Origin of the sequence: Rhodoferax sediminis, from assembly GCF_006970865.1 — a bacterium.
Lineage (GTDB): Bacteria > Pseudomonadota > Gammaproteobacteria > Burkholderiales > Burkholderiaceae_C > Rhodoferax_A > Rhodoferax_A sediminis.
On record NZ_CP035503.1, the window covers coordinates 3160021 to 3182992 of the forward strand.

The 22972-nt window shown below is 62.9% G+C and carries 21 protein-coding genes and 2 pseudogenes; 11 read left to right on the forward strand and 12 right to left on the reverse strand.

Features of this window, described 5'->3' with window-relative positions:
• Positions 1-3: 3 nt before the first annotated feature.
• The 3 genes from EUB48_RS15270 to EUB48_RS15280 all read right to left on the reverse strand — a co-directional run bounded on the left by EUB48_RS15270 (position 4) and on the right by EUB48_RS15280 (position 3271).
• Positions 4-975 (reverse strand): Bug family tripartite tricarboxylate transporter substrate binding protein, encoded by a 972-nt coding sequence (locus EUB48_RS15270; RefSeq protein WP_142819940.1) that lies wholly within the window; start codon positions 973-975, stop codon positions 4-6.
• 66 nt (positions 976-1041) lie between these two features.
• A complete protein-coding gene (locus EUB48_RS15275) occupies positions 1042-2010 on the reverse strand; it encodes a tripartite tricarboxylate transporter substrate binding protein (RefSeq protein WP_142819941.1) in 969 nt (322 codons plus the stop codon).
• Positions 2011-2104: 94 nt separating this feature from the next.
• The gene (locus EUB48_RS15280; RefSeq protein WP_142819942.1) at positions 2105-3271 is read right to left on the reverse strand and encodes an acyl-CoA dehydrogenase family protein; all 1167 of its coding nucleotides are present in this window, start codon (positions 3269-3271) and stop codon (positions 2105-2107) included.
• A 168-nt stretch (positions 3272-3439) separates the two neighbouring features.
• Between EUB48_RS15280 and EUB48_RS15285 the strand changes: the two genes are divergently transcribed.
• The 3 genes from EUB48_RS15285 (at position 3440) to EUB48_RS15295 (ending at position 6830) form a co-directional block, all read left to right on the forward strand.
• On the forward strand, positions 3440-4237 hold the full coding sequence (locus EUB48_RS15285; RefSeq protein ID WP_142819943.1) for an IclR family transcriptional regulator: 798 nt from the start codon (positions 3440-3442) through the stop codon (positions 4235-4237).
• Positions 4238-4255: 18 nt separating this feature from the next.
• Entirely contained in the window at positions 4256-5038 is a 783-nt protein-coding gene (locus EUB48_RS15290; RefSeq protein ID WP_142819944.1) for an IclR family transcriptional regulator, read from the forward strand.
• A gap of 924 nt (positions 5039-5962) precedes the next feature.
• Positions 5963-6830 (forward strand): IS5 family transposase gene (locus EUB48_RS15295; protein WP_142819945.1). Its coding sequence is split into 2 segments (ribosomal slippage): positions 5963-6378 and positions 6377-6830, totalling 870 coding nucleotides; the frame shifts between segments, so codons are not numbered across the junction.
• Between the two features lie 165 nt (positions 6831-6995).
• Here EUB48_RS15295 and EUB48_RS15300 read toward each other — a convergent pair.
• A complete protein-coding gene (locus EUB48_RS15300) occupies positions 6996-7997 on the reverse strand; it encodes an NADPH:quinone oxidoreductase family protein (protein ID WP_142819946.1) in 1002 nt (333 codons plus the stop codon).
• Position 7998: 1 nt separating this feature from the next.
• Complete coding sequence (locus tag EUB48_RS15305; RefSeq protein WP_244618219.1) at positions 7999-8730, reverse strand: SDR family NAD(P)-dependent oxidoreductase; 732 nt, start codon at positions 8728-8730, stop codon at positions 7999-8001.
• Positions 8731-8868: 138 nt separating this feature from the next.
• On the opposite strand from EUB48_RS15305, the gene EUB48_RS15310 reads away from it, so the two are divergent.
• The 5 genes from EUB48_RS15310 to EUB48_RS15330 all read left to right on the forward strand — a co-directional run bounded on the left by EUB48_RS15310 (position 8869) and on the right by EUB48_RS15330 (position 14624).
• Positions 8869-11094, forward strand: coding sequence for an acetate--CoA ligase family protein (locus tag EUB48_RS15310; RefSeq protein ID WP_244618220.1), 2226 nt, complete (start codon positions 8869-8871; stop codon positions 11092-11094).
• Positions 11091-12206, forward strand: coding sequence for an NAD(P)H-dependent flavin oxidoreductase (locus EUB48_RS15315; RefSeq protein ID WP_142819948.1), 1116 nt, complete (start codon positions 11091-11093; stop codon positions 12204-12206). Before EUB48_RS15310 ends, EUB48_RS15315 begins: the two co-directional genes overlap by 4 nt.
• Positions 12207-12237: 31 nt before the next feature.
• Complete coding sequence (locus EUB48_RS15320) at positions 12238-13029, forward strand: enoyl-CoA hydratase/isomerase family protein (RefSeq protein ID WP_142819949.1); 792 nt, start codon at positions 12238-12240, stop codon at positions 13027-13029.
• A gap of 63 nt (positions 13030-13092) precedes the next feature.
• Positions 13093-14073, forward strand: a complete 981-nt coding sequence (locus EUB48_RS15325; RefSeq protein ID WP_168226756.1) for a Bug family tripartite tricarboxylate transporter substrate binding protein — start codon at positions 13093-13095, stop codon at positions 14071-14073.
• Positions 14034-14624 (forward strand): MaoC family dehydratase, encoded by a 591-nt coding sequence (locus EUB48_RS15330; RefSeq protein WP_244618221.1) that lies wholly within the window; start codon positions 14034-14036, stop codon positions 14622-14624. Before EUB48_RS15325 ends, EUB48_RS15330 begins: the two co-directional genes overlap by 40 nt.
• A gap of 120 nt (positions 14625-14744) precedes the next feature.
• Here EUB48_RS15330 and EUB48_RS15335 read toward each other — a convergent pair whose 3' ends face one another.
• Entirely contained in the window at positions 14745-15080 is a 336-nt protein-coding gene (locus tag EUB48_RS15335; protein WP_142819951.1) for an acyl-CoA dehydrogenase family protein, read from the reverse strand.
• Positions 15081-15240: 160 nt separating this feature from the next.
• Here EUB48_RS15335 and EUB48_RS15340 point away from each other — a divergent pair, with 160 nt between their 5' ends.
• Positions 15241-16083 (forward strand): IclR family transcriptional regulator, encoded by an 843-nt coding sequence (locus EUB48_RS15340; RefSeq protein WP_244618222.1) that lies wholly within the window; start codon positions 15241-15243, stop codon positions 16081-16083.
• Between the two features lie 113 nt (positions 16084-16196).
• Here EUB48_RS15340 and EUB48_RS15345 read toward each other — a convergent pair.
• The 6 genes and pseudogenes from EUB48_RS15345 to EUB48_RS15365 all read right to left on the reverse strand — a co-directional run.
• Positions 16197-17174, reverse strand: a pseudogene (locus tag EUB48_RS15345) (multidrug effflux MFS transporter); the annotation flags it as partial.
• A 127-nt stretch (positions 17175-17301) separates the two neighbouring features.
• Positions 17302-17490, reverse strand: coding sequence for a hypothetical protein (locus EUB48_RS15350; RefSeq protein ID WP_142819952.1), 189 nt, complete (start codon positions 17488-17490; stop codon positions 17302-17304).
• A 90-nt stretch (positions 17491-17580) separates the two neighbouring features.
• Positions 17581-18273, reverse strand: a complete 693-nt coding sequence (locus tag EUB48_RS15355) for an SDR family NAD(P)-dependent oxidoreductase (RefSeq protein ID WP_244618223.1) — start codon at positions 18271-18273, stop codon at positions 17581-17583.
• A 166-nt stretch (positions 18274-18439) separates the two neighbouring features.
• Positions 18440-19676: pseudogene (locus EUB48_RS15360) on the reverse strand (CaiB/BaiF CoA transferase family protein).
• 271 nt (positions 19677-19947) lie between these two features.
• On the reverse strand, positions 19948-20070 hold the full coding sequence (locus EUB48_RS21865; RefSeq protein ID WP_274595957.1) for a hypothetical protein: 123 nt from the start codon (positions 20068-20070) through the stop codon (positions 19948-19950).
• Complete coding sequence (locus EUB48_RS15365) at positions 20036-20902, reverse strand: IclR family transcriptional regulator (RefSeq protein ID WP_142819954.1); 867 nt, start codon at positions 20900-20902, stop codon at positions 20036-20038. The genes EUB48_RS21865 and EUB48_RS15365 overlap by 35 nt, the downstream gene beginning before the upstream one ends.
• Positions 20903-21024: 122 nt before the next feature.
• Here EUB48_RS15365 and EUB48_RS15370 point away from each other — a divergent pair, with 122 nt between their 5' ends.
• On the forward strand, positions 21025-21816 hold the full coding sequence (locus tag EUB48_RS15370; RefSeq protein WP_142819955.1) for an enoyl-CoA hydratase/isomerase family protein: 792 nt from the start codon (positions 21025-21027) through the stop codon (positions 21814-21816).
• Positions 21817-21866: 50 nt separating this feature from the next.
• Positions 21867-22955, forward strand: coding sequence for an NAD(P)H-dependent flavin oxidoreductase (locus EUB48_RS15375; RefSeq protein WP_244618224.1), 1089 nt, complete (start codon positions 21867-21869; stop codon positions 22953-22955).
• Positions 22956-22972 lie beyond the last annotated feature (17 nt).

The window sequence follows — 22972 nt, forward strand, 5'->3', positions numbered from 1 at the left end:
CGGTTAGTCCAGCGTTGTGCCCGTGGACTTCACCAGAGCCGCCCATTTGACCGTTTGAGCCTTGATCATTTCAGCAAACTGCTCTGGTGTGCCGCCGGCTGGCTCCGCACCCAGATTGATCATTTGTTTCCGAACGTCCGGCATGGCGAGGATCTTCACCATCGCCGCATGAAGCTTGTCGATAATGGGCCTAGGCGTCCCTGCAGGGGCCATCATTCCCTTCCAGGCCGGTACCACGAAACCCGGAAGGCCCGCCTCCTGTGCAGTGGGAACGTCAGGCGCCGCTGGCGCTCGATGTTCGCTGGCGACGGCCAGTGCACGCAACGCTCCGGCCTTGACCTGCGGCAACAGCGCCGGCATGTTGTCGATTGCCATTGTGACGTGCCCGGCCACGAGATCACTCACCGCGGGAGCCGTACCCTTGTACGGGACATGCAGCATTTTCAACCCAGCGAGCTGGTTCATGAGTTCACCGGCCAGGTGTGCTGGCGTGCCAATGCCGGGCGATGCGAAGGTTACTGCGGTCGGATTGGCCTTGGCATAGGCGATGAATTCCTTAAGCGTTTTCGCGGGAACCGAGGGTGTGACCACCATCAGGTTGTATTCGTTCTGCATCAGCGTTATAGGAGCCAGATCCTTGGCCGGATCGAACGTCATCTTCTTGTACAGGCTCGGGTTGATCACAATCTGCGCCGTCGCGGCCATCAGCAGCGTATAGCCGTCGGGCCGAGCATGGGCGACCACCTCGCTACCAATGTTGCCGCCCGCACCGGGACGGTTTTCCACGATGACCGGCTGTTTCAATTCCAGGGTCAGTTTCTGCGCGGCCAGTCGTGCCGCGATATCGGCCGAACCGCCCGGCGCGTACCCGACGATCAGCTTGATGGGCTTGTTTGGGTAAGTGTCTTGCGCGAAAGCTGCGCTCGAAATGGACAGCGCGAATGCGCCAGCTATCAATAATGTTCGACGATGCATGAGTCTCTCCTAATATCTTTAAACTAATTCGAACTTCAGTAGCCAGGGTGGCGATCTCCAGCTATGTCATTGCGGTTTGATGCCTGCACGCTGGGCAACATTCGTCCATCTCGCGGTTTCGGTCTGAATGTGCGCGGAAAACTCGGCTGGCGTGCTGCCGACCGGCTCGATGCCTTGTTGCAGCAGGAGTTCTCGCACTTTTGGGGTCTGCAACACCGTCTGAATTTCCTTGTTCAGCTGCGCGACGATGGGCGCAGGTGTGCCGCGTGGCGCGAGAACGCCCCACCATGAATAGGCTTCCATTGGATAGCCCAACTCCTTGAGAGTCGGTACGTTGGGCAGCAGACTGGAGCGGGTCGGCATTGCAATGGCCAGCGCGATCAACGCACCCGACTTGACCTGCGCAAAATTGGGGCCGAGGGTGTCGAAGCTCACGGGCACTTGCCCTCCAATCAATGCCGCCGCGGCCTCCGAACTGCCCTTATAGGGAATGTGTTGCAGATGGCTTTTCGACTCGGTCTTGAACAGTTCCCCAGCAAGATGCGGAATACTGCCGGTCCCTGCACTCGCGAAGGACAGGCCACCCGAAGCGCTTTGGGACTGCGCAACCAGGTCGGCTACGCTCTTGATTGGCGACTTTGCGTTTGCGAAGATGAATACGGGGACCTTCGTGATCAGAGATACTGGTTCCAGGTCCGTTTGGACGTTGTAAGGCAAGTGTGCGAACAGCGCGACGTTAGTCGCCAAGTTGGCGGTCCCCATCAATAAGGTGTACCCGTCAGGTGCCGCCCTTACCACGTAGTTAGTGCCAATTTGAGTGGACGCTCCTGGCTTGTCTTCCACAATCACCGGCTGACCCAGCAGTTCGCCCAGTTTTTGGCTCATCGCCCGCGCGGCTGTGTCGGTGCCGCCACCGGCCGCGTATGGCACGATCAGCCGGATTGGCCTTGACGGATACGCTTGCTGCGCCATTGCGGGCTGAGTTGCCAGTACCGCTAGTGCCCCCAGGGCAGCCAGCAGATTACGTTTTTGCATTTGAATGTCTCCCGTTTCGTAGGAATAGTGAATAAGGCCGCCAATAACGGTTCTTGAAGGCGAGATCAAGTCTCGATGCCGGCGGTGCCTGATTTCAGCTCTTAATGTCGAATCCCGCCTTGCTAAGGGTGCGCTTGGCGATGTTGAGCTGGTGAATCTGGCTGGTTCCCTCGTAGAGCCTGAAAAGCCGCACATCGCGATAGAAACGCTCAATGCTGTTATCGGCGATGAAGCCGTAGCCGCCGAGCATCTGCACGCATCGGTCGGCGACCCGGCCACACATTTCGGAGGCGAAGTACTTGCAGATGGACGCCTCCATGGTGACGTCAACCCCTTCATCGCGCTTGCGCGCGGTCTCGAGCACCAACGCACGAGCGGCATGAATCTCGGTCTGGCAGTCAGCGATCAGGGCCTGCACCAGCTGGAACGCCGCCACCGGCTGGCCAAACTGCTTGCGGGTTGCGGTGTACTGCACGGCGTCGTCCAGCATGCGAATGGCCGGGCCGATGCACAGCGCCGAGAGGTGGATGCGTTGCTTGTTGAGCACCTTCATGGCGATCTTGAAGCCTCGCCCTTCAGTATCGCCAATGAGGCTTTTCAGCGGCACGCGGCAGTTGTCGAAGTGCACCTCCGACACCGGCGAGCCCGCCTGCCCCATCTTCTGATACGGCTTGCCCGTGGTCAGACCCGGCGTGCCACGCTCAACCAGGAATGCCGATACACCGCCCGCACCCGGGTTGGCTGGGTCGGTGCGGGCCATCACGGTGAACAGACCGGCGATGGGTGCGTTGGTGATGAAGCACTTGGTTCCATTTAGGATATAGGTATCGCCGTCGCGCACGGCTGTTGTCTTGAGCGTCGCCGCGTCCGACCCTGCTTCAGGCTCCGTGAGAGCAAAGCAACCGGTGAGCTGGCCGCTAACCATATCCGGCAGGTAGCGCCGCTTCTGCTCTTCAGAACCCTCGATCACCAGCGCCTCGGAACCAATTCCCGTGTTAGTGCCGACGCGGGCGCGAAAGGCGACCGAGCACTGGGACAACTCCATTGCGGCGAGCACCAACTCCTCGGTGGTCATGCCCGCACCGCCGTATGCCTCCGGGATCGAGAAGCCGAACAGTCCCTGTGCGGCCATCTCGGCCACCACATCGGCCGGCACCTCATCGAGGCGAGCCACGTCGGCTTCCCGAGGCACCAGGCGCGTGCGAACAAAGTCGCGCAGCCTTCCAAGAAATATCTCAAAGCCCTGGGGATCTCGAATCACGTCTGCTCCTCTTCGTTGTCCGGCACCGACCGGGCGGTTGAAGGAATATAGGCGGAGACAGGCGAAGATGAAATGTTTGTTTTGATATATTAAACATTATGTGTGACTGCTGGTTTGATAATCCAGTCAAAATTCCGACCTCAATAGCTTGACGAGTTCGTCGTTCACATGAATACATCGCCTCCCGAACGTCACCAGATGTTTGCTACCAGCCTGGCCAATGGGCTTTTGATTCTCAAGAGCTTCAAGGTGGGTGAGCCCGCGCTCAACAATCGCGAATTCGTCGAGAGAACCGGCTTGTCCAAAGCGACGGTGTCGCGCCTGACCTACACGCTGGGCGAGCTGGGGTTTCTCAAGTACGACGCGGAGCAGCGGCGCTACCGCCTGGGCTCGACGACGTTGTCGATAGGCTATCCCCTCATGGCAAGCTTGACCATCCGGCAGGTGGCGCGGCCCTTCATGAAGGCGCTGGCGGATCACGCGCGCGGCTCGGTGTCGCTGGGCATGCGTGACCGCTCCAACGCGGTGTACATTGAGACCGTCCGAGGCCATGAAGCAATTGCCTTTCGTCCGGACATAGGTGGCTCCATGCCCCTGTTGGCGACGGCCATCGGCCGGGCGTGGCTGGCCGGCATTGGCGAGGAGCAACGCCATCAGGTGCTCAAACACATTCAAGCCGAACACCCCGATGCATGGAAGAAGCACCGCCGTGCAGTGCAAGCATCGCTTCGCAACTACGAGGCCACCGGTTTTTGCATCTCGCGTGGTGATTGGCAGCAGGATATTCATGCCGTGGCGGTGCCGATGCAACTGGTGGTCGATGGCGAAACGCTGGTTTTCAACTGTGGTGTGCCAGCGGTGTTGTTGAGCCAAAGTACGCTCGAAGCCGACTTGGGGCCACGACTCTTGCGCATGGTTCGCGACGTGGAACGCGCCTACCTGGCGCAGCAGGGTTCAGTAAACTGAGGCCGACAGCGCACCACCATGCTCCCCTACGACATTCCGCCAGACAAACAATTCGCCAGCACTCTCGCGAAAGGGCTTGAACTTCTGCAGTGCTTCAAACCCGACGCACCGCTGCTGGGCAACAAGGATTTCGTCGCACGAACCGGGCTCGACAAAGCCACCGTTTCACGCCTGACCTACACACTCGCCCAACTCGGCTATCTGCGTCATGACGTGAAGCTGAGCAAGTACCGTCTGGGCGCGCCGGTTCTATCCATGGGGTATCCGCTGCTGGCCGGCATGAACTTGCGCCAGATCGCGCGGCCGTGGATGAAGGAACTGGCCGACGAGGTGCGCGGCACGGTGAGTATTGGTATCCGGGATCGCGCCGACATTGTCTATGTGGAGACCTGTCGATCGGAGGACAGTGATGCGCCCCCGGTTGATATCGGTGCGCCGCTGCCACTGTTGGCGACTGCCATAGGCCACGCGTGGCTCGCCAAATCCGATCCAGGAGAACGAGACAAGGCACTCAACCAAATCAAGGTGCGGTATCCGCAGGTGTTTGCGGAGCACGCGCGACGCCTGCCACAGGCGTTGCGTGATTTCGCGGCGCGGGGTTATTGCACGAGTCCAGGCTATTTTCGTCAAGGGCGAACTGCGGTCGCCGTGCCGATCGCAAAGCATGTGAACTCGGAGATCGTCGTATTTAACTGCGCGGTCGCGGCCTCCAGCGGTTCAGAGCAGGACATTTGCCGGCACCTGGGGCCGCGGCTGATCACGCTGGTGCGCAGCGTGGAAGTGGCAATGGGATTGTTGTAGGGCGAGTGGCAAGGTAATGCATCGGCCCGCCACGCCACGCTGGAAATCCGTGGTGCCTGATCCAGAGCCAGTCGATCACCTCGGAGCCTGGGTTGAAAGCGTGACTAACAATCACCGAATGCTCGCGTGCAGCGACGCATACGAACCGCTTCACAATAGCGGACCGGTCGAGGGCGGCGAAGAGGAAAAAGATCAAATCTCCCCGGATCATAGGTTTCAGGCATTAACGGGCCGTTGAAATTTGCTGCAATGAATCGCCCCGTACGTCATACCCGAGTTCACCCAGCGGTCGCGATTGCCTTGCGGGACTCGATTCCGCCTCGCGATTGTTGTGTTGGAAGATATGCGAGTTGTCGCCCGACGCAAGTGTGAGGTTTCGAAATTATTGAGACGTTTCTTAAATTGATGAGGCTGACCCGCTCCGATCTCGAAGCATCTCCGCCTTTGATCACCCCCGCATTACGGCTCTTAGTTGCGACACCAAATCCTCCAGATGTTCCGTAAGCGGCTGGGCACGGCACCTCGACGAACTGGCAGCAGTGATCACGCGCAACACCCGGCGCATCCGCCTGTACATGGCCTCCAACTGGCCCAGCGCCGACATCTTCGCGCATGCGTTGAATCAGTTGCGATCACCCTGAAACCCAACCAGTGCGTGGCCCGCGCGTTGACACCAACGGGGCCGCAACCCAAGCCGGGGTAGGGGGCATTGCGCGCACACGGCGCCAAATGCATCTCAAATGCCGGGCAATGACTTCACAACACACTCGTCAGGCCGGCGCAGCATCGAATCAACGTCAATCAGACCGTACAAGTTGAGGTAGCGTGAAATATGCAGGCTAGATGACGTGTCTACTTAGAAGTTATCCGTAAATAGTAAACTCTCGTTCTGAGCCGCATTTCACGCGGCGTCGGGGCGAAGGCATGGCGACACGCAAGCGAGTCGAATCGTGGGTAGTGACTGATGATTTCTGGCGGCGCGTCGAACCGCTGATTCCGGTGCGCGAGCGCAGCGCGGACAAGGCGTACGTGCGTAAGGCAGGAGCGGGACGGCCGCCCAAGCCAGCACGACAAGTGTTCGAGGCGGTCGTATACGTGTTGCGCACGGGCTGCCAATGGAAGGCACTTCCCAAGGAGCGCTTTGGCAGTGCCAGCGCAGTCCATAAGCGATTCCTGGAGTGGGAGGCTGCGGGTGTATTCGAGGCCCTATGGAAAGCCGGCCTTTGCGAGTATGACCAGATGGAGGGCATCGCCTGGCGCTGGCAGAGCATTGACGGGGCCATGTTCAAGGCGCCGTTGGCGCAAGAAACAGTCGGGCGCAGCCCGACCGATCGGGGGGAAAAATGGCAGTAAGCGCCACCTGCTGGTGGACGGGCGTGGCGTCCCGTTGTCCCTCGTCGTGACCGAGGCCAATGCGCATGACGTCACGCAGCTCGATCAAGTTCTGAAAGCCATTATGGTCAAACGTAAGACGCCAGGCGCGCGGCGCAGCAAGCACCTGTGTGCGGACACTGGCTATCGAGGCCGGCGTGCGTTGGAGATCATCGAGTCGCACGGCTACATCCCCCATGTCGTCGGTCGTCGAAAGGAAGCCGATGCCAAACGACGCAACCCGACCAAAAACGCGCGGCGCTGGGTGATCGAGGTCTGCCACAGCTGTTTCAACCGCTTTCGCAAGCTGCTGGCGCGATACGAGAAGTTAGAGCGCAGCTTCGTCGCGCTCAACCACGTCGCCGCCGCCATCATCGCGTTCCGCAAGGTGAAGTTGACGGTTAACATTATTTACGGATAGGTTCTTAGTTCGCCGGTGCAACTGCGCGATTACATCGCCTCCGAAACCGCGCGCTGGGCCGACGTGGTCAAGAGCCGCGGCATCAAGCTCGAGTGAGGAGGCGCTGTCGCGCCTCGGGAACCGACGGATCGATGATCCGTGGGTTCCCTGTTTTGAGCGAATCGCTTAGAGCGTCACCACAATTTTCCCTGTTGCCTTGCCGCGTGCTAACACCCGCAGGGCCTGTACGCCTTCTGCGAGCGGAAACCGCGCGGAAATGTAAGGCTTCAGGACGCCTTGTGCCGCAAGCGCGTCAACCTGGCGCATCACCTCGGCACCCTTGGCCGGGTCGCGGCGGATGAACTCGCCAGCCCTGATGCCAATGATCGAGATGTTCTTGATCAGCACGTAGTTGGATTTCAGGTCGGCGATGCGGCCTGCCAGGAAGCCGACCACCAGTAACCGCCCCCCCCACGCCAGTGAGCGCAGTGAGGCGTCGAATACGTCACCGCCAACGGGGTCGAACACCACATCGGCCCCCTTGTCGCCGGTCATGCGCAGGATGTCGTCGCGCAGGCCTTCGCCGACCTGGACAAGCTCGTGCGCGCCCGCCGCACGTGCGGCATCCAGTTTCTCCAGGGACCGGCCGGTGGCAATCACGCGCGCGCCGAGATGCCGTCCCAACTGCACCGTAGCCAACCCGGCGCCCCCGGTCGCGCCGTGCACGAGGAGTGTTTCACCTGCCTCCAGCTGGCCGCGGTGGACCAGCGACACGTAGGCTGTCATGCCGGCCGCCGAATAGGCTGAAGCTTCGTCCCAGTCGAGGTTTGCTGGCATGGGGCGCACTTCGCTTGCGTCAGCAATCATCATTTGCCCGAGCGCGCCGCCTTGTCGCGTCTGCGCCACCACGGCGTCACCAGGCCACACATGCGACACGCCGACGCCAACGGCAACCACTTCACCGGACGCTTCTAGCCCAGGCACGAAGGGAAGCGGCGGCTTAAACTGGTATGTACCCTGCGTGAGCAGCACGTCCGGATAGTTCAGCGCGGCAGCGCGAACGCGGATCAGCACTTGCTGCGGACCCGGAGACTCTAGCGGTAAGGTCCGCAGCGCGACGCCCGAAAAGTCCGGAGTTGGCTGCTCAACCACAAGAGCGGTGTAGTGGGTGTCGGCTCTCTCACTCATGTCAAAGTTCCCTTCTTGCAAGGCTGAATGTCTGGCCGGTCGGCCCCGGCTGGAGCTGCGATGCTAGGAACAGGGCCATGGGCACCACGTCCTCCGGCGTCTTGAACCATTCCTGCGCGCCGGCGGACTGCGTCAGCTGTTCGACGCGTCCAGTGATGAAGGCGGTGAGCACGGGCCCGGGCACCAGCTCATTGACGGCGATGCCATCTTCGATGAGCTCCTGCGCGAGCACGCGCACCAGCATGTGCAAGCCGGCTTTTGAGCTGGCATAGGCGGCGCGCGTTGCCGCGGCGCGATGGCCCATGCCCGAGCCCACAAAAATCATGTGCCCACCCCCGCTTCGCTTGAGCGCCGGGATGGCTGCCTTCGCGGTGTTGAAGGCGCCCACCAGGTTGACCTCCAACGTGCGTCGGAAAGCCTGCACATCGGAGGTCTCCACGGTCTTGTTTTCCGACGCCTCGCCGGCGGCGGAAAAGACCAGGTCCAGGCCACCCAGCTCCCGCTCCACGGCGAGCACCTGCTGCTCCAGGGCCTCGAAGTCGGACACGTCCGCCGGCAGGGCCAGAGCACGGCCGCCGGCGTTCTCGATCAAGCGCTCGGTTTGCAGGAGATTTTCGCGGCCGCGCGACACGCATGCCACGGCCGCGCCAGCCCGCGCATAGCCGATCGCCACTGCGCGGCCGATACCGCTTCCCGCGCCCGTGACGAGGATCCTCTTGCCGACCAGATACATAGACGTCTCCTTTTTCATTGCAGGGCATTCTCAGCCGCTCCCACCGCCGCACTGCAAGGCAGTTTCAATATTTGAAACGCAGGTTCGCTTTGTTCCGCCTGCCGCATAGAGTACCGCCACCAACAAAAGGAAACGTCAGTGGGACAAACAGAAATGCCAGTGGGATTACTTTTGCAAGGCCGCACGGATGAGCGTTCACCCGAGACCAATGGCGACGCGCTGCGGCACCTCGACGCGCTGTTCCATCCGCGCTCCATCGCCGTCGTGGGCGCGAGCGACGACCCAAACCGTATCGGCGGCGTGCCGCTCTCGCTGATGATCGAACGCGGCTACAGCGGCCGCCTCATCCCCGTCAACCCGAAGTACGAGCGCGTGCAGGGCCTGCCTGCATTCCCCTCGCTCGCAGCGGCCGGCGGGCCCATCGACATCGCCATCGTGGCTGTCCCGGCGGCGGCCCTCGCGGCGACGCTTGAGGACGCCATTGCGGCCGGTGTGAAGGCGCTCGTCGTCTTCAGTTCGGGCTTTGCGGAAGTGGATGCCGCAGGGCGCGACATGCAGCAACAGGTGACGCGCCGAGCGCGAGAGGCCGGCATTCGCCTGCTGGGGCCCAATTGCCTGGGGATGATGTCGTTCCGCCACAACGTGTTCGCCACCTTCTCGCCGGCGCCACGGGCCGGCGCTAACAAGGTGGGCAACATTGCCATCGTCAGCCAGTCCGGCGCGTTCGGTGCCTTCGCCTTTTCGCTGGCGCGCTCGCGCGACCTGGGCATGTCCTACTGGATGACGACCGGCAACGAGTCCGACGTCGAGTTCGCAGACTGCGTGCAATGGCTCGCGGCGGACCGTGACACGCAAGTCATCCTGGGCTACATGGAAGGCTGCCGCGACGGCGACAAGCTCAAGCGCGCGCTCGAGGCGGCGCGGGCCGCAGGCAAACGCGTGGTGATCACCAAGGTGGGACGCACCGAACTGGGAAGCGCGGCGGCCGCGTCCCACACGGCCGCCCTGACCGGCGAGGATGCGGTATATGACGCGCTGTTCCGCCAATATGGTGTCTGGCGCGCCAACACGGTGGAGGAACTCTTCACGGTGGGCTATGCCGCTTCCGTGTGCCCGCTTCCAGCGTCGTCCCGCACGGGCGTGTTGACGGTGTCCGGCGGTGTCGGCGTGTTGATGGCCGACGAGGCATCCACCGCGGGTCTCGATCTCGCCGAGATGCCCCTTGCGGCGCAGGCTGCCTTGCTTCGCGAGATTCCTTTCGCCGGCCCGCGCAATCCCGTCGACATCACCGGGCAGACGGTCACCGTGCCGGGTCTACTGGAGCGTACCCTCGCGAGCATGCTCGGGCACGGTGACGAGCAAGCAGGCTACGACATGGTGGTGTTTTTCCCCGCTGCGGCACTGCTGGGTGCCTCCGTCGCGCAGAGAATCGTCGACGATCTAATCGCCGCCCATACCCGCCATCCCGACAAGCCGCTGGTCGTGACCGGCCTCATGCAACCGGCCTACCGGGAGGTTTTCCGGAAGGCCGGGGTGGCCGTCATCGACGATCCTTCGGCTGCGATGCGGGCGCTCGGCGCACTCGCCTTCTTTGCCGACGCGGCGAAGCGGCCACCGCCGCTGGGTGCCACAGCGGTCGTACCGTCTGCGATATCGCTGGCCGGCAAGTCCTACACCGAGCATGAGGCGCTGCAGCAACTCGCCGCCGCCGGCGTGCCGGTGGTGCAGTCCCGTCTGGCGGCAACGGCGGCCGAAGCCGCGCAGGCGGCGCAGCGCATCGGCTTCCCGGTCGTGGTGAAGCTGTGTTCGCCGGACATTACGCACAAGAGCGAGGTCGGCGGCGTGCGCCTCAACCTCCAGGATGCTGGCGCGGTCGAAGCGGCTTTCAACGATATCCTGACGAAGGCGCGGCAGGCTGCGCCACACGCGCGCATCGATGGCGTGCTGGTCGCGCCCATGGTCAAGGGCGGGGTGGAGTGCATCCTCGGCGTGCACACCGACCCGGTGTTCGGCCCCGTCGTCATGTTCGGGCTCGGCGGCATCCTGGTCGAGGCCATGCGCGACGTGACCTTCCGCCTGGCGCCGATCGATGCGGCCGAGGCGCGCAGCATGATCGACAGCATCCGCGCCCGCCGGGTCCTCGACGGCATGCGCGGCGCGCCGCCATCCGATGTTGACGCGCTGGCCGAGTCCATCGCGCGGTTGTCGCATTTCGCGGCCTCAAACAAGGCCGGCTTGCAAAGCGTGGACATCAATCCCTTCCTCGTCCTGCCGTACGGGCAGGGCGCGATCGCGCTGGACGCGGTGCTCGTTACCGAACCGGCCCACACCCCATCAACTTCCACACCCCGAGGTACCCCATGACGACAAGCAAACGCAAAGCCGGATTCCGCACACCCCTGTGCGACCGGCTCGGGATCGACATACCGGTTTTCTCTTTTTCGCACAGCCTGGAAGTGACCGCCGCCGTCAGCCGCGCGGGTGGCTATGGCGTGTTCGGCGCGACCCATGACGAACCGCAACAGCTCCTCGAGCACGCCCGCGCACTGAAGGAGATGTGCGAAGGCCGTCCGTTCGGGCTGGACCTCCTGCTGCCGACGCTGGCCGTGGAAAAGAACGACCGGGCCGCGGCGGAAGAAGCCGTGCCGCAGCAGCACAAGGACTTCGTCCAGGCGCTGCGCGAAAAACACAAGGTGCCAGCGGCGACCCAAGGGCACCTCTTCTCCAAGCACGTGCGCTCCCAGGAGCTGTTCGACGCGCAGGCCGAGGCGGTGATCGCCTCCGGCGCGAACATGTTCGCGATGGCGGTGGGAACACCGGCGGAGCTCGTGGCGCGTGCGAAGGCCGCGGGCCAGGTGACGCTCTCGCTCATCGGTTCGCCGCGCCATGTGCAACGGTCCCTGGCCGCGGGCGTCGACCTGCTGGTGGCGCAGGGCTACGACGCCGGCGCCCACACGGGCACCATTGGCACGATGTCCTTGGTCCCGCAGGTGGTGGCGATGGCCGGCGACGTGCCCGTGATCGCTGCCGGTGGCATTGCCACCGGTAGCCAGTTCGCCGCCGCGCTTGCCTTGGGCGCGCAGGGCGCGTGGACCGGCACGATCTGGCTGGGCAGCAAGGAACATGCGCTCGACCCGATCCTCACCGACCAGATCCTTAGGGCCGGCAGCGAGGACACCGTCATCTCCCGCTCCTGGAGCGGCAAGACGCTGCGCATGGTGCGCAGCGGCTGGAGCGAAGAATGGAGCGCGCCCGGCGCGCCCACGCCGCTCAAAATGCCCTACCAGCAGGTGCTGGTCGGCGAGCTGAATGCGGCGGTCCACGAGCACCGCATCGAATCCCTGATGTGGACGGCGGCCGGCCAGAGCGTTGCCTACGTGCGCGAGGTCCGCAGCGTCGAGGAAATCATGGACGGGCTGATCGAGGAGACTGAGCAGACGCTCGGCCGTCTCGCGGCCTTGCGGCGTTCGTCCTGACCCCGAACCAGGGCAAGCGGAAAGGAAAAAAATGAACGACACGACAGCCCCCGTCACCGTACGGCTCGAAAGCCATTCGGGCGTCGCCGTGGTCACGCTGGACCGGCCCGAGGTGCACAATGCGTTCGATGAGCGCATGCGCGAGCAACTGGCCGCCGCGATGGCGCAGGCCTCGGCCGATCCGGCGATCGGCGTCGTGGTGATCACCGGCGCCGGCCCGCGCGCCTTCAGTGCCGGCATGGACCTGCGCGAGTTCGCGGCGACGCCGATGTCGGTGACCGCTCGCCGGCGTCAGCGCCGCGCACGGGCGGCTCCGCTTGCCGACTTCCCCAAGCCCGTCATCGCCGCGGTGAATGGCGTGGCGATCGGCTTCGGGCTCGAGCTGGCATTGCAGTGCGACATCCTGGTCGCGGCGACGAACGCCACCTTCGCGCTCGCCGAGGTCCGGCGCGGGATCATCCCGGGCGGGGGCGGCACGCAACGCCTGGCGCGCCGCATCGGCCAGGGCCGCGCGATGGAGATGATCCTCACAGGCCGCACGGTGGATGCCGAACTTGCACTGCGTTACGGCCTGGTGGAACACGTCGTGCCTTCCGAAGAACTGATGGCGAGGGCAGATGCCCTGGCCCGCGAGATATTGGCCAACGCGCCGGTGGCCGTGCAGCTGGCCCGGGAGGCGGTCCGGCGCGGCATCGACTTGCCGCTGGCCGACGGCCTGCGGCTGGAGGACGACCTCCTGGCCATCGCAATGGGCACGGAAGACTCGCGCGAAGGCCCGCAGGCCTTCGCGCAGAAGCGGCCGCCACGCTGGCGGAGCGAATAGCGCGGCGCCAGCGCGGCTCCGCACACAGGTGTCAGTTTTTTTCATTCACGACAAGGAGACATGATGGACATCCCCAACGTTTCGAGGCGCCACGCACTGGCTGCCCTGGCCGCCATGACCACGATGGGCAGCTTGCCCGCCCGTGCACAAGCCTATCCCTCCAAGCCTGTGCGGGTGATCGTCCCGTATGCGCCCGGTGGCGCGCTCGACTCCGTCGCGCGGCTCTTCAGCCTGCGCATGGCCGCCAGGTTGGGGGCGACCTTCATCGTCGAGAACAAGCCCGGCGCAAACAACATCATCGGCAACGAAACTGTGGCAAAGGCGCCGGCCAACGGGTACACCATCCTCTTCGCTGGGGCGCCGTTCGCGCTCAACACGGCCCTCGGCATCAAGGAACCGTATGACGTGCTGAAGGACTTTGCGCCGGTGATGCTCGTCAGCAGTACACCGGTGATCATCACCGTCAACCCCGCAACGCCTTACCGCACACTGGCCGACATCGTCGCCGCTTCCAAGGCCGACCCCAAGGGTCTCAGCTTCGCCACGGCCGGCGTCGGCTCCATGCCCCACCTGGTGGGCGAGGCTCTGCGACTGCAGAGCGGCGCGAACCTCACGCACGTGGGCTACAAGGGCTCCGCGCCCGCGCTGCAGGACGCCATGGGCGGCGCCGTCCCCCTGTTTTTCGACGCCTACACGCCGGCCGGCGTGCAGGTGGCAGCGGGCAAGCTGCGCGGCATCGCCGTGGCGTCGCCAACCCGGCTGCGGCCGCTGCCGAACATCCCGACCACGGCCGAGCAGGGCTTTCCCGGCATCGTGGGCGAGGCCTTCCAGGCCCTGCTCGTGCCGGCCGGGACACCGCGCGCCATCATCGACAAGCTCCATGAGGTCGCGCTGGCAGTCAGCCGCGAGCCTGAGGTGCGCGACCGGCTGGTGCAGCAGGGCTACAACATCCTCGCCAGCACGCCCGAAGAATTGACGACGTATGTGCATCGCGAAATCAACCGATGGACGCCGATCGTGAAGGCCGCTGGGATCAAGCTTTGAGCACCGGCATGGACGCACTCGGGGATCTTCCGATCGTCTCGGTGAACGAGCTGTGCCGTTACGTGGGGCAGGAAGTCGGCATGAGCGACTGGGTGACCATCGAGCAACGTGACATTGATGATTTCGCGCGGCTCACCCGGGACGACCAGTGGATCCACATCGACCGAGAGCGCGCGGCGCGGGAGCGGGGCGGCACGGTTGCGCACGGCTTTCTCACGCTGTCGTTCCTCTCGTACCTGGCACGCAGCATATCGTTTCGCATCGCCGACGTGACCCACGGCGTGAACTACGGGTTCGACAAACTGCGCTTCACCAGCTTCGTTCCCTGTGGCGCCCGCGTGCGGCTGCGCCAGACCTTGAAGGCCGTGGAGCCGAAGGCGGGTGGCATGGCCCTCACTCGCCACTGCGTCATGGAAGTCGACGGAAGCGACAAACCGGCGCTGGTGGCGGACTGGATCACGCTCGTCTACACCGCAGCGCCCGCTGCCACGACCGGCGGTGAAGCGCCGCCGGTCGGCCGGGCAGCATCAAGCGTCGCGCGCGCAGGCTGAAAGCATCCGGCGCCCGAGCGTGGCGCGATGCAGCTCGGACGCGCCGTCGTAGATGCGGAAGGGGCGCAGCTCGCTCATCCCTCGCGAGCTGCGCCCCTTCGGATATTCCTAGGGCGCCCATCAGCTGGGCGGTGCGGTCGGCCACCCGGTACAGCGTTTCGGAGCCGCGCAGTTGAGCGCGCCGGGGCCGAGGTAGCTGCGGCCGGCTTCCTCCAGAACGACGAAGCGCTGCACCCAGGAGAGCCCCAGGCCGCCATGGTTGCGCGGCATCTGCGGCAGGTAGAGACCCTGTTCGCGCGCCATGGGGCGCAGCTTCGCGAGCGCGGCATCCAGGGCTTGCGGATCGTGGATGTGCTCACGGCCCTCCATCGGAATGGCATGCCCGTCAACGAAGGCACGCACGCGCTGGCGCAGTTCGGCGCAGGTGGCATCGCGCTCGACATCAAGGAGATTCATTGCAGGACCTCCTGGCGCGCCGCCTCGCCTTGGCCGCGGACGGCCTGGAGCAGCGTGAGTCTGTTTGCATCAATAATCATCGGGGCAATGTAGGCCTCACTCTTCCGTGCGCTAACAGTTGTTTCAAATATTGGAACGATGATTCGCAACTATCCCGCCCTTGAGGCAGAATTCCCCCATGCGCCAGCCCCGCCCTGTGCACCAGATCAAGGACCTGCAGGACCTGCGTCGGGTCCGTGACGATGACCCGAACTTCTCAGGCACGCTGGCCAAGGGGCTGATGATCCTGCAGACGTTCGTGCAGGAGCCGCGCGCGCACGCCAACAGCGAACTCGCCGAGCGCCTAGGGTTGCCGCGGCCCACCGTCAGCCGGCTGTGCCGCAGCCTGCAGGTACTCGGGTTTCTCGACCACGACGAGCGGCTCGACCGCTACTTCATCGGCCCGGCCGCCGTGACGCTGGGGTACCCCTATGTGATCAACACGCCACTGATCGCCCAACTGCGCCCCGCCATGCAGGCCATAGCCGACCGCTTTGAGGGTGCCGCCTCCGTGGGCGTGACCATGGACCTGGACGTCGTTTATGTGGAGACCAGCACCCACGACCAGGGCACGCTCGCGCGCCCTGGCGCTGGCGCGACGCGCGGGATTGTGGAGACCGCGATGGGCCGGGCCTGGCTGGCCCAGCTCGCGCCGGCGGAGCGCAACAGCTTTCTTGCCCGCTCGAAGCTGGAGCGCCCCGAGACATACGGCCGCAGCATCGCTGGGGCGAAAGAGAGCGTGGCCAGCTACGCCAAGCGGGGCTTCGCCGTCAGCATGGGCGACGCAGGGTATGGCGTGCATGCTGTCGGCGTCGCGTCGAGGATCCGGTATGGCCAACGGGTGCTGCTGTTCAACTGCGCGCTGCCGGGGTATCGGGGCAAGCAGGCAGATCTGTTGAAAATGGTCGGGCCGGCGCTTGTACAGTTGGTGAGCATGTCAGGGCGGCAGTCTGGCGTTCGGTAGCGTTTGCAACCTGTTGGAAAAGATGAGACCCGAGGCGGATTCAACCGGTTGATGCAACACACTAAAACTGCGTGAGCATAAGGAGTGTCGTAAATGAAGTATTGGACACGAACCGTAAGCAATGGGATGAACGCCCCCACGCCCAGTGCAAATAGAGACATGAGTCCAAGCGCGTTGACAATTGTCAACTCCCCCAAGAATACGACCACGAGCATGGCCGGGGCGCTAAGGACACTCATCGCGTTTCCGGCGATCATCAGGCGCTCAATGGGCACCGTGCGAACGAGGTGTCGTGTGAGGGCATTGCCCAGCGACATGCCCACGACCAGCAAGGCGAGACAAAGTCCGACCTTATGCACAGGGCGATGCAGTTCCGAGGAAACAATAAACGGCGCCGCGGCAACGAAACCAAAGATGGAATTTGTCGAGCGGCCACCGCCCAGGGCAAAGCCCACGAAGGATGGCGAGCGCAGCAGCAGCTTGTAGTCGCGCACCAGCGATGCAACCCTCACGCTCCCTGTCGGTCGCCCGGTTTCCGGCAGGAGACGCCAGGCGAACACGAGCGTGACGGCACCGAGCGCGGCCAGCGTCAGGAAGATGGAACGCCAGCCGAAGAGCACTGAAAGCGCCGACCCCAGTAATGGCGCCAGGCCCGGCCCAAGCATCATGAAGAGGTTGAGCAGGGCAAGGTCCCTCACTGCCTCGCCGGCCGAAGCCGTATCGCGCACAATGGCGCGCCCCAGCACCAGACCGGCGGAGCCGCCCAGCGCCTGGAACAGCCGGACAACGATGAGGGTATGCGCGTCGGAAGCAAACGCTGCCGCCAACCCTGCCACGACATAAAGAGCCATTCCCACGATCAGCAACGGCCGACGCCCGAAGCTGTCGGACAGCGGGCCATAGACCAGTTGGCCGCCGGCAAGTCCCAGAATGTAGAGGGTGATGGTCATCTGCATCGTGGCAGTGCTGGCGCCAAAATCATGCGCTACGGCAGGCAATGCCGGAACAAACATATGCATCGCCAGGGTCCCGCTGATGGTCATCAGGACCAGCAGCCACAATGGGTTTTTTTTGCCGGTGTGCGGCTTCATGCGGGGGTTTCCTTCTGTGCCGACGCAAGTGCCTCAGCGACCTGCTCCAGAACGCAAAACGCCTTTTCCAGTTCGTGCTCCGGCACACAAGAGAGAACGCCGCCGCAGGCCAAATTTACAAGTGCAGTCACGATGTTTCGATGAGGCAAGGGGATGCCGCTTCTTGAGTACCAGTGGTCGCTGGGCAGGTCGCGGTCGTCGATGTGTACAAGGAACAGGCTTCAGGCAGCGCTGCCGACACGCCCCTTGCCAAACAGTGGCGCAAGCGTTCGCCAAGGTCGGGCAGGCTCTCACTGGTGTCGAACAAGTTGCTCATGACGGAGCTCTTCCCAGTGGAGTGATAGTATTTTTTGTGGAGTAAACGCGATTACCCTGGGCAAGCGGGCGAGATGGTCGCCCCGCACCGTTACGCTCTGCGCATCAGGCTGTAACTTTGCGCTGTGGGCCCCCGATCGGGCTGGGTTGCAAGGAACATCGCCAGCGGTACGACGTCCTCTGGTTCCTTGATCCACTCTTGGGGAGGAAAGGACTGCTCGCCAAAGCGGGTCATGGCGGTTTTCACCGGCCCCGGAATCAGCTCGTTGACGCTGATATTGAATTCCTCCAACTCAACGGCCAGCACTTGCGCCATCATCCACAGTGCGCTCTTGGAGCTGGCGTAGGCCGACAGCCCCGGCATCGCGCGGTGGCGGCTGCCCGATCCTGTCACGATGATCTTCCCCGCACCCCGTGCACGCAGATGCGGGATGGCTGCATGCACAGTGTTGTAGGCGCCCACCAGATTGACCTCAATGGTTTCACGCCACTGTGCCGGATCACTCTTTTGCAACTTGCGCCCTTCGCCCGCAGTGCCGGCGTTGGCGAGCACGATATCGATACCGCCATAGGTGGCGACCGCGTGGTCGAACAACGCAAGCATCTGGGCATGCTCGACCACGTCAGCGGTAAAGATGCTCGCTCGGCCACCGGCCTTCTCGATCAGCGCAAGTGTCACTCCCAGTTCACCCTCCTTGCGCGCGCTGCACACCACGGCTGCGCCGGCTTGAGCGTAGGCAACAGCAATGGCGCGGCCGATACCGCGCCCCGCACCGGTGATCACGGCGACTTTGCCGTCGGGCGGCCTAGTCATTGAAGTATCGTGCATTGGTATCTTTCTCTCAGTCTGAGGATGGTACGGATTGATCAATCCAATCGGTGAGCGCAGCAAGGAATGCAGATTCGATCTGGGACACGACGGCCTTATTTCCGAAAAAGATGAAGAACGATCAGATGACGCGTGCGCCCTTGAGTCGTTGCAACTCGCCTTCGTCCAGCCCCAGTGTCGCGAAGATCTCACCGTTGTGCTCCCCCACACTTGGGCCCGAGCGTGGCGCCGGATTGGGAATTCCGGAAAAGCGCGGCACAACGCATGGTGCCGGCACGCTACCAAGATCCGGATCGGGCAGGCGGATGATGGCGCCCCGCGCTTGAAAGTGCGGGTCGGCCAGAACATCGTCAATGCCGTAGATCTTGCTGAAGGGAACTTCGTGCTGGCTTAGGGTCGTTGCGAGTGACGCAAAGGTTTGCGTCGCACACCACGACGCGATAACGCCATCGATCTCATCAAGGTTGCGCACCCGATCGGGGTTGGTGGCAAACCGCGGATCGTCGGGCAGTTCTGACTGCCCCATGGACAGACAGAACCGGCGAAAGATGGCCCCGGAGGAGCCCACGATTGTGACCCAGATGCCATCCGACGTCTTGTAGATGTTCGACGGCGCCGTATAGGTGGCCCGACTACCTGCGCGCTGGCGCACTTGCCCCAACTGCTCGTACTCGACCGCCAGTGGCTCCAGCAAACGCAGCATGGCTTCTGTAGCGGACAGGTCGATTTCGCGACCGGGGGTGGCCGGGTTCTGGCGGCGCTCTACCATCGCGGAGGCAATGGAAAAGGCGCCGAACAGGGCCGCCACCGAGTCGCCCAGTGGGTAGTTCATGTGCTGGGGAGGGCCATCGGGTTCGCCCGTCAGATGGGCAAAGCCACTCATCGCTTCGAAGATGCGTGCAAAGCCCGGACGCTGGGCGTAGGGGCCGGTTTGTCCAAATCCTGTAGCGCAAGACGATCAAGCGCGGATTGACTTCATGCAATGTTTTCAGATCGAGACCTCATCGGTCCATCGTTCCGGTGCGGAAGTTTTCGACAAGGACATCAAATTGGGGGAGCAGGCGCAGAAACAGTTCCCGACCTTCCGGCTTGCGCACATCCAGCGTGATCCCTCGTTTGCCGCGATTGGTTACCTTCCAGAACAGCGCGTGCTCACCCTTTACCGGCGCAAGTGTTCACAGGGAATCGCTGCCGTCCGGGAGTTCGAGCTTGACGACATCAGCACCCAAGTCCGCACACGAAGTGGCGGCAAACGGCGCCGCGACAAAAGTTGCCATGTCGAGAATGCGAACGTTGGCAAGTGGCCCAACGCTTGCAGCAGTATTTGGGGTGGAGATGGGGTTGGTCATGGCAATCATTTCGGTGGAAGGCGATGCGCTGAGTTTCCAGTAGCGTTGCATATGCCGCAATCAATGTTTTGACATATTAAATTCATAAAAATACAAACCTGAACGGGTTTGATTCAGTTCCGCATGTGTTGATTTCCGGATCACCCCCTATTTGTACTTTGCTGCGCCATTTGCAGGTGGCTGGGCGCCTCGGCCACGGGGCAGGACAGCCACGCGCCGTAATCGGCGCTCAGCCCTGAACGTCATGGCGGCGTTCACTTTGCACAGATCGTGACTTCGCTCACGCGAATGCGAGCACGTCTTCGCGCCGCCCGCGCTCCTTGAGGATTTCTGTCTCGACCACGGCATGCGCCGTGAAGAAGGCGCCTTCATCGCTGAGCCACGCCAGTCGGTATCTTCGCATTTCGCCGAGTGTTGATTACCATGTCTGAGACGGTCCGGCGTGGGTGAATGGGGTCTTCAAGTCTGTTCAATGCGTCCAGTGCGTCCTCAACGCTACGTACTAATCGAATCAGCTTTGGTGCTACATCTCGTCGAAGCGCCTCTCCCTTCGGATCCGTGCCTGGAACCCCGCAGTTGAAAGCCAAGCGGTGCTCACCCCACGATCGCTTGACGGGAACGGCTACGCCGTAAATTCCACGGCGCAACTCACCGAGCGCCACGCAATAGCCGAACTTCTCGTAGTCTCGCAGCGCCTCTTCGACGCCCGCGATTGTGTTTGTATAGCGCTCCGGCTCAAGCACTTTGATCGTATTCAAGAGCTGCGCGCGATGCTCTACATCGAGGCCCGCCAGCAGCGCGCGGCCAATTGCGCTCTCCATCAAAGGCCAAATCACTCCAATGTCTGGAAGGTGATCCACATTCGGTGCGCTTCGACAGGTCTCGATGTAGACCACTCGGTCACGGTCGAGCACGCCCAGCGAAACGGTGCCGCCGGTCTCGGCGCTCAGCTCTCGCATCATGGGCTGCGCCACCTGACGGATCGTGAGACTGGCCAGGAGCGGGTAGCCGAGCGCAAGGACGGCCGCGCTCAACGCGTATTTGCGCTTCGAGGAACTGCGATGTAGATAGCCCAGTTCAACGAGCGTATACGTCAATCGAGACACTGTGGCTTTGGGCAAGCCCGTGCGCTCGGATAATTCCGAACTGCTCAGTGTTGTGGCTCGTGCCGTGAAGCTCGCGAGGATGTGAAGCCCCCGGGCAAGTGCTGTGACCAACTCACGGTCATCCTTCATTGAATTCTCCAAAATCCGCAGTGCGGAACAAATGATCCGCTATGTTGACTCAAATGTTCCGTGAATGCAATGATCGGCACTTCGCAGCAAGTTTGATTGCGCTCCCACCTTTGAAACTGTTCATGAATACACACCCTGAGCTTGATTTCGAAGTGCGCCAGCGGGTGGCATGCCTGACCTTGAACCGGCCCGCCTCTGGCAACGCCATCACGGCTTCCCTTGCGCGTGCGCTGCTCGACGCCGCGTTGGAAATCTCCGGCCGGCGCGACGTCGGCACAGTGCTACTGAGTGGAACCGGGCGCATGTTTTGCGCAGGCGGCGATATTCATGCGTTTGCAGACGCAGCAGGTGGGCTTGATCATGCGATCCATGAAATCGTCACGAGCCTGCATATGGCGCAGTCCATCTTTGCGCGCATGTCGGCGCCGCTGGTCGTTGCCGTCAACGGCGCCGCCGCTGGCGGAGGCTTCAGCCTGGCGATCGGTGCCGACTTCACGCTGGCCGCCGAATCGGCGTCATTTCGGACGGCCTACACGGCGATCGGCCTGAGTGGTGACGCTGGAATTACCTATACATTGCCACGGCTGATTGGCTTGCGACGGGCCCGGGAGCTGCTGCTGACCAACCGCACGCTCAGCGCTAGCGAAGCCCTTGCGTGGGGGTTGATCGACCGGGTTTGTCCGGACGCCGATCTGGCCAAAGCCGCGCAGGACTTTGCGGGCGAGTTGGCAGCGGGTGCGCCCTTGGCCAGTGCGGCTTGCAAGAACCTCTTGCTCGACTCGTTTGGTGCTTCGTGGGAGCAGCAACTCGCCAGCGAAGCGCAGTGGATGACATCGCTTGCCCGCACGCAAGACGTGCAGCAGGCCGTGGTGTCTTTTCTAGAAAAGCGTCGGCCTTCCTTCGTGGGCCGCTAGGCCTTTTCCCCAAATTAAGGTATGAATTCATGAATTCCTCAACTTGCTCCTTGACCACCCCGCTGTGCACGCAGCTTGGGATTCGCCATCCGATCTTCGGTTTCTCGCACAGCGTCGACGTGTCGATCGCAATCACGCGTGCCGGCGGTTTCGCCGTCCTGGGTGTCGCCCGAGACGACCCCGAGCACATCGCCCGGTCCATCAGGCAGATTCGCCTAGCCGTTGGCGACCGCCCCTTCGGAGTTGATCTCATGTTCCCGCGGCTCGCGGGCGACGAGACCGACGTAGAGCAGGTTCGCAAGAAAATTCCCGCTGAGCATCAAGCCTTTGTGGACCACTTGACACAAAAGTACAAAGTGCCACCGGCAACGAAGCCACACTTCTTTACCGAAACCGTGCGCAGCGAGGCACTGTTCAGCGCCCAGTTGTCGGCGGTGCTTGAATCCGATGCGAATCTGGTCGCAGCCGCCGTTGGCGTGCCTGCCGAGGTCATCGAACAGGTTAAACGCAGGGACAAGGTGGCACTGGCTCTTGTTGGGGCTGTCAAACATGCCAAGGCCGCCATCGATGCGGACGTGGACATCTTGGTGGCCCAGGGCTACGACGCTGGTGGGCACACCGGGCCGGTGGGTACGTTTACCCTGGTACCCCAGATCATCGAAGCGGCCAATGGGCTGCCAGTCATTGCCGCCGGTGGCGTCGGCCACGGACGGCAGATCGCTGCTTCGCTGGCGATGGGCGCGCAGGGGGTGTGGCTCGGCACCGCGTGGTTGACCACTCACGAGTTACACCTCCAGGATGCCCTCGTGGACAGCCTGATCACAGCGCGCAGCGAGGACACGGTGCTCACCCGCTCGCACAGTGGCAAGTCGTGCCGCATCCTTAAATCGGGTTGGACCGAGGAATGGTCCTCACTCGAAGCACCCGAGCCGTTGCCGATGCCATACCAGCAGGCCTTGACGGGCCCCCTGGTGGCCGCGGTTGAAGAGCATGGGGTGAAAGGCTTGCTGTATACCCCGGCCGGTCAAAGCGTCGCGTGGTTCAACCAGCGTGAATCCGTCGATGACGTGTTCAACCGATTGCTGGACGAGACCCAGATGGCACTCAACTGCATGCGGCGCAACCTTGGCGCGAGCTGAGCGCGACGTCACTCATT